Annotated in this window: 6 protein-coding genes; 3 read left to right on the top strand and 3 right to left on the bottom strand. The window is 39.4% G+C overall.

Annotated elements, in window-relative coordinates; all coding sequences use genetic code 11:
- Nucleotides 1–57 precede the first annotated feature (57 nt).
- Both ACNI3T_RS05065 and purH read right to left on the bottom strand, forming a co-directional pair.
- On the bottom strand, nt 58–1086 hold the full coding sequence (locus ACNI3T_RS05065) for a rod shape-determining protein (RefSeq protein ID WP_026914537.1): 1029 nt from the start codon (nt 1084–1086) through the stop codon (nt 58–60).
- 41 nt (nt 1087–1127) lie between these two features.
- Nucleotides 1128–2660, bottom strand: coding sequence for a bifunctional phosphoribosylaminoimidazolecarboxamide formyltransferase/IMP cyclohydrolase (purH, locus tag ACNI3T_RS05060; protein ID WP_418226899.1), 1533 nt, complete (start codon nt 2658–2660; stop codon nt 1128–1130).
- Nucleotides 2661–2806: 146 nt separating this feature from the next.
- On the opposite strand from purH, the gene ACNI3T_RS05055 reads away from it, so the two are divergent.
- Nucleotides 2807–4063, top strand: coding sequence for an ABC transporter permease (locus ACNI3T_RS05055; protein ID WP_418226898.1), 1257 nt, complete (start codon nt 2807–2809; stop codon nt 4061–4063).
- A 298-nt stretch (nt 4064–4361) separates the two neighbouring features.
- On the opposite strand, the gene ACNI3T_RS05050 is transcribed toward ACNI3T_RS05055, so the two are convergent.
- Nucleotides 4362–4817 carry a GAF domain-containing protein gene (locus tag ACNI3T_RS05050; RefSeq protein ID WP_418226897.1) on the bottom strand — a complete coding sequence of 152 codons (456 nt, stop codon included), beginning with the start codon at nt 4815–4817 and terminating at the stop codon, nt 4362–4364.
- 89 nt (nt 4818–4906) lie between these two features.
- On the opposite strand from ACNI3T_RS05050, the gene xrtF reads away from it, so the two are divergent.
- Nucleotides 4907–5455 (top strand): exosortase family protein XrtF, encoded by a 549-nt coding sequence (gene xrtF / locus ACNI3T_RS05045; RefSeq protein ID WP_418226896.1) that lies wholly within the window; start codon nt 4907–4909, stop codon nt 5453–5455.
- The coding region (locus tag ACNI3T_RS05040) for an exosortase F system-associated membrane protein (protein WP_418226895.1) at nt 5452–5880 on the top strand (429 nt) is incomplete at its 3' end. The genes xrtF and ACNI3T_RS05040, both read left to right, overlap by 4 nt.

Below are 5880 nucleotides of genomic sequence, written 5' to 3'. Positions count from 1 at the left end.
TTGAATTCTTATTCCTAATAAGAAAATTGAAAATCTGCTGCATAAACTAAGCTTCTCCTACTTGATCAAAATGCCTTTATAGCGATTCAGTGTTTTTAAGGTAATTCCGGTACCACGAACTACGGCTCTAAGAGGATCTTCAGCAATATAAACCGGAAGGTCTGTTTTTTGAGAAAGACGTTTGTCAAGTCCTCTAAGCATAGAACCACCACCGGCAAGGTAGATACCTGTATTGTAAATATCGGCAGCCAGTTCTGGCGGTGTTTGCGAAAGAGTTTCCATTACGGCATCCTCGATCCTAAGAATGGATTTGTCCAGAGCTTTGGCAATCTCACGATAGGAAATATTCACCTGCTTAGGTTTCCCGGTAAGCAAATCACGTCCCTGCACGCTCATTTCGTCTGGCGGGACCTCAAGATCTTCAGTCGCAGCACCAATCTGGATTTTAATTTTTTCCGCAGTACGCTCACCAACATAAAGGTTGTGCTGTGTACGCATATAGTACACGATGTCATTGGTGAAAACATCTCCTGCGATCTTTACAGATTTATCACATACGATCCCTCCAAGAGCGATCACAGCAATTTCAGTAGTACCACCTCCTATATCAACGATCATGTTTCCTTTTGGTTGCATGATGTCTACTCCAATTCCAATGGCCGCTGCCATTGGTTCATGGATCAAGTATACTTCTTTTCCATTTACCCTCTCTGCACTTTCTTTTACAGCACGCATTTCAACCTCTGTGATTCCGGATGGAATACAGATTACCATTCGAAGTGCTGGAGTAAAAAGTTTCTTTTTAAGCGCCGGGATCTCCTTGATGAACATCGTGAGCATTTTCTCACTGGCATCAAAGTCGGCGATCACCCCATCCTTTAATGGCCTAATGGTTTTAATATTCTCATGAGTTTTTCCCTGCATCATCGCAGCTTCTTTACCTACTGCGGTAATTTTACCAGAGGTTCTGTCCCTGGCAACGATCGAAGGGCTATCTACAACTACCTTATCATTGTGTATGATCAAAGTGTTGGCGGTCCCTAAATCGATTGCAATTTCTTCAATGAGAAAGTCAAAAAATCCCATAGTGTTTATTAAGTGTTGAGGTTTGGGTAAATGTAATGAATTTAATGTTTAAAATGGCGTGTCCCGGTCATCACCATTGCGATATTATTTTCGTTGCAATAGTTGATGCTCAGTTCATCCTTGATGCTTCCACCTGGCTGGATAACCGCAGTGATTCCGGCATTTCCCGCAATTTCCACACAATCTGGAAATGGAAAGAATGCGTCGCTGGCCATTACGGCACCCTTTAGGTCGAAATCAAATGATTTCGCTTTGGCAATACTATGTGTAAGAGCGTCTACTCTGGACGTTTGCCCGGTACCACTTGCACATAATTGTTTGTTTTTCGCCAGTACGATCGTATTTGATTTTGTATGCTTGCAGATCTTGGAAGCAAATATCATGTCAGATAACTCAGAATCTGTTGCTTTATTGCTGGTTGCCAGCTTGAGATCTTCGATAGCATCGGTTTTTAGATCTTTATCCTGAACGAGAACACCGTTAAGACATGTTCTCACCTGATTCTTCGGAAGTTCAACTTCTTTCTGGATAAGCAGGATTCTGTTCTTTTTGCCTTTTAAAATTTCTTCAGCTTCCGAAGAGAATGAAGGGGCAATGACCACTTCACAGAATAGTTTGTGGATTTCTTCAGCAGTTTCGGCGTCTATTTCCACATTGCTAATTAAAATTCCTCCAAAAGCTGAAACAGGATCGCCGGCGAGGGCATCCACATAAGCCTGGTGGATCGAATCTCTTTGTGCGAGACCACAGGCATTGTTATGTTTTAAAATCGCGAATGTTGGAGCTTCACCTTTGAATTCGTCCATGAGGTTCACAGCAGCATCTACATCAAGTAGGTTATTATAACTTAATTCTTTCCCATGAAGCTGATCGAATATTGCCTCGAAATCACCGAAAAACGTTCCTTTTTGATGAGGATTTTCTCCGTATCTAAGTTCTTTGCCTTTCAGTTCGCTTTGTTTGAAAGAATTGATATCACCTTCAGCATTGAAATAATTAAAAATTGCCGAATCGTAGTGAGAAGAAATATTAAAAGCTTTGGCAGCGAATTTTTTACGATCAGCTAATTCAGTATTACCAGATTTTTCATTCAGTAACTCTAAAAATTCTGCATAATCATCTACGGAAGAAACGCAGGTTACATCCTTGAAATTCTTAGCCGCGGCTCTAATCAAAGAAATACCTCCAATATCGATCTTTTCTATAATATCCTGTTCCGCAGCGCCTGAAGCAACTGTTTTCTCAAAAGGATACAGATCTACAATCACAATGTCTATCTGCGGAATTTCATATTGTTCCAGTTCTTTTACATCACCTTCATGATCCTGGCGATTAAGTATCCCTCCGAAAACTTTTGGATGAAGAGTTTTTACCCGGCCACCCAGTATAGAAGGGTAGGAGGTAACATCCTCTACAGGAACCACTTCTATCCCAAGATCCTTGATAAATTTCTCGGTTCCACCTGTGGAATAAATGGTAATGCCCAGCTCATCCAGCTTTCTCACGATAGGCTCAAGACCATCTTTACTGAAGACTGAAATTAAAGCAGACTTTGCTTGTTTTAATTCGCTCATTGTGTTGTGTTTGTTAAAGCTGCAAAAGTAACCAATAAAGCGAAAAATTTAAAAGTGCAACTAATGAATTATCTATAAATTTTGTAACGAAAATTTGGATCCTGCGTCCTATCTTAAATTCATGAGTTAATAGCAGATTTTAAATTATGCTGATCTATTTACGGGTACTTAAAGAGAGCTTCAATTTTGCAATTAGCGCTCTTACAAATAATAAGCTTAGAACCTTTCTATCCCTACTAGGGGTGACCATTGGTATCTTCTCCATTATCGCTGTACTTGCAGCGGTAGATTCATTAAAAAAGGATATTACCGGAAGTTTGAGTTCACTGGACAATAGTACGGTGATCGTGATGAGGTTCAAATTTGGACCTAGCGATGTTCCAAGATGGAAGAGTCAGCAATTTCCAGATGTAACTTATGAGGAATACCAGAATCTAAAGAAGAGCTTGCCAGATCTTGATAATATTAGTTTTGTACTGGGAATTCCCGGAGGGGCCGCGCTTAAATATCAGGATGTTACCAGTAGTGGTGTGAATATAGGAGCAGTTACTCATGAGTACTACGACATTGAAGCACTGGAACTCGCAGAAGGAAGATTTTTCAATGAATCTGAATCTGTAAGCGGATCTGGAGTTGTTGTTTTGGGTCATGAAGTAGCACAAACGCTGTTTGGTGGCTCGAATGGAATTGGTGAAGAAATACGAATTTTTGGACGTAGAGCTACAGTCATTGGAGTGCTTAAGAAACAGGGGCAGTCCTTGTTTACTGGTTCCAGGGACGGGCAGGCTTTCGTGCCAGCCAACTTTGCACGACTGGTTTACGGAACTACGAAAGGAACGGTATTTCCACAATTGGTGATGAAGCCTGAAAGTGGAGCAGATAGCGATGAATTTATTGCCTTACTGGAACAAAACCTTCGGAATATGCGCGGAATCAAGCCTGGAGAAATCAATAACTTTTTCGTTAATGAACTAAAGGGTCTTACAGAGTTTGTAGACAATATTACTGGCCAGCTGAATATTATTGGTTTAGTAATTAGCGGATTCTCTTTACTGGTTGGAGGTTTCGGAATTGCGAATATTATGTTCGTTAGTGTTAAGGAAAGAACTAACCTCATAGGTATCCAGAAATCTCTGGGAGCTAAAAACAAATTTATTCTCTCTCAATTCTTATTTGAAGCTGTCATACTCTCCGTGATTGGAGGATTGGTAGGATTGTTCTTTGTCTGGCTGGTTTCTATTGTGGCTTCACAGTTTACCGGTGACTTTGAATTTGTCCTTTCTCCGTATAATATGTTTATAGGAACACTAGTTTCGGCAATCATAGGATTGGTCTCGGGAATTATTCCAGCGTTGTCGGCTTCAAAACTTGATCCTGTGGAAGCAATTCGTACCGGGATGTAAATATTATCTTAACGAAAAGCGATTTTCAGAGCTTATTTCACATAAATTATTCTAAAAAAAATTAAAGTTCGTTAAAGGTCTGATAGAGAAGACATAGCTTGTGTAATTTTAAAACAAAAAGCTATGGAAATGGGAAATGAGATCGAAAAGAACTACCTGCTATCTATATTGCAATTAGTAGGATTTTTTGCATTTCTTTTCTTTATAATCGCACTTCAAATGTAATTTTGAATACGATATAAGAACAAAAAACTCCTGAGAAATCAGGAGTTTTTTTGTTTTGGTAATTTAATGTGTTCTATAAGATCTCTGCTACTTTCTCGTTCACCCAAACCAGGAACTCTTCATCTTCAGCAGTAAAAGGATCGGCTGTGTGGCTATCAATATCGATCTGTCCAACGTTTTCACCATTTACAAATAACGGAATTACAATTTCTGCTTTAACATTAATACTACAGGCTATATAGTTATCCTGCGCTTTTACATCTGGTACAACAAAATTCTGATTGCTTACGGCTACCTGTCCGCAAATACCCTTCCCGAATGGAATGATCTCATGATCTGTTGGCTCCCCGGCAAAAGCCTTTAATTTTAGTTCTTCTTTATTTCCATTCTTGAAGTAGAATCCAACCCAGTCATAATAACTTATATTTTGCTCCAATAGTTCGCAAACCTGGGTCATTCGTTGTTTGACATCTATATTCGAGTCCTGTAGTATCTTTTCTACTTTTGGTCTTAATTCCTGAAAATTCATATTAACAATATTTGGTGCAAAAGTATTCAATTTGCTGTGTAAAGCATGGAGTCTAAATCTATAAATTTGTTAAAAACCAAGTCGCTACTTTGCTGAAACTCATCAAGAAATACAGAACGGTATTGCGTTTTATTTTTATATTCCTGGGAAGCTATTTTCTTTTTTCCAGCGCTTACAACGCATTTCTATTATTCTATGAGCAAACTCAGCCCGTACCCGATGCGCTCACAAGACTGGTGGCCTACCAGAGTGGAGATGTAATGCACGCTCTTGGTTACGATAAGGTAGAGGTGGTGATGCATTATACCGGTCTGTCTATGAAATTAATGGTGGAAGGTTATTTTCTAGCCGGGATAGTTGAAGGTTGTAACTCGGCAAGCATTATTATACTATTCACATCTTTTATTCTGGCATTCTTTGGGAAAACCTCCACGACTCTGATCTATATTTTCGCAGGTGCCGCTCTCATCTATGCAACGAATATTTTACGAATCGTGATCCTCTCTGTAAGTATACTCGAATACCCACAGTATTCTGGTTTTATGCACACCGTATTTTTTCCACTGGCGATTTACGGAATGGTTTTCCTCCTCTGGCTAGTATGGATACGAATCTTCACTAAATACAAAAAAGCATGAAGAAAAGATATAAGATAATTCTTATCGGCTTCATGGTTTTGCTACTTGCAGCGATACGTTTTTTTGAAGATAGTCTATTCTATGATCCATTAATAGCGTTTTTCAGGTCAGATTATCTATTGGGTATTATCCCACCTATGAACATGGCAGAACTCATGATTCACCTCAGTATACGCTATGCGCTTAATAGTGCGATCTCACTGGGAATCATATGCATCGCTTTTCAGAACAGGAGCATGCTCAAATTCTCGGTTATCCTCTACGTCTTGCTTTACCTGGGAGCTGTAAGCGCTTTTATATTCCTGGTCCTCAATATTGAAAGAGAGCATTATCTCGCCTTATTCTACGTAAGAAGGTTTCTTATTCATCCTTTATTCCTGCTCATCCTGCTTCCCGCATTCTATTATTACCGGATCAGTAAAAAA

Origin of the sequence: Christiangramia qingdaonensis, assembly GCF_048381525.1 — a bacterium.
Classification (GTDB): domain Bacteria; phylum Bacteroidota; class Bacteroidia; order Flavobacteriales; family Flavobacteriaceae; genus Christiangramia.
This window is presented reverse-complemented; position numbering and strand designations above follow the sequence as displayed.

Coding starts and splice junctions, on each gene's coding strand:
- ACNI3T_RS05065 (WP_026914537.1), bottom strand. CDS start 1,086: ATGGGATTTTTTGACTTTCTCATTGAAGAAATTGCAATCGATTTAGGG.
- ACNI3T_RS05055 (WP_418226898.1), top strand. CDS start 2,807: ATGCTGATCTATTTACGGGTACTTAAAGAGAGCTTCAATTTTGCAATT.
- ACNI3T_RS05050 (WP_418226897.1), bottom strand. CDS start 4,817: ATGAATTTTCAGGAATTAAGACCAAAAGTAGAAAAGATACTACAGGAC.
- purH (WP_418226899.1), bottom strand. CDS start 2,660: ATGAGCGAATTAAAACAAGCAAAGTCTGCTTTAATTTCAGTCTTCAGT.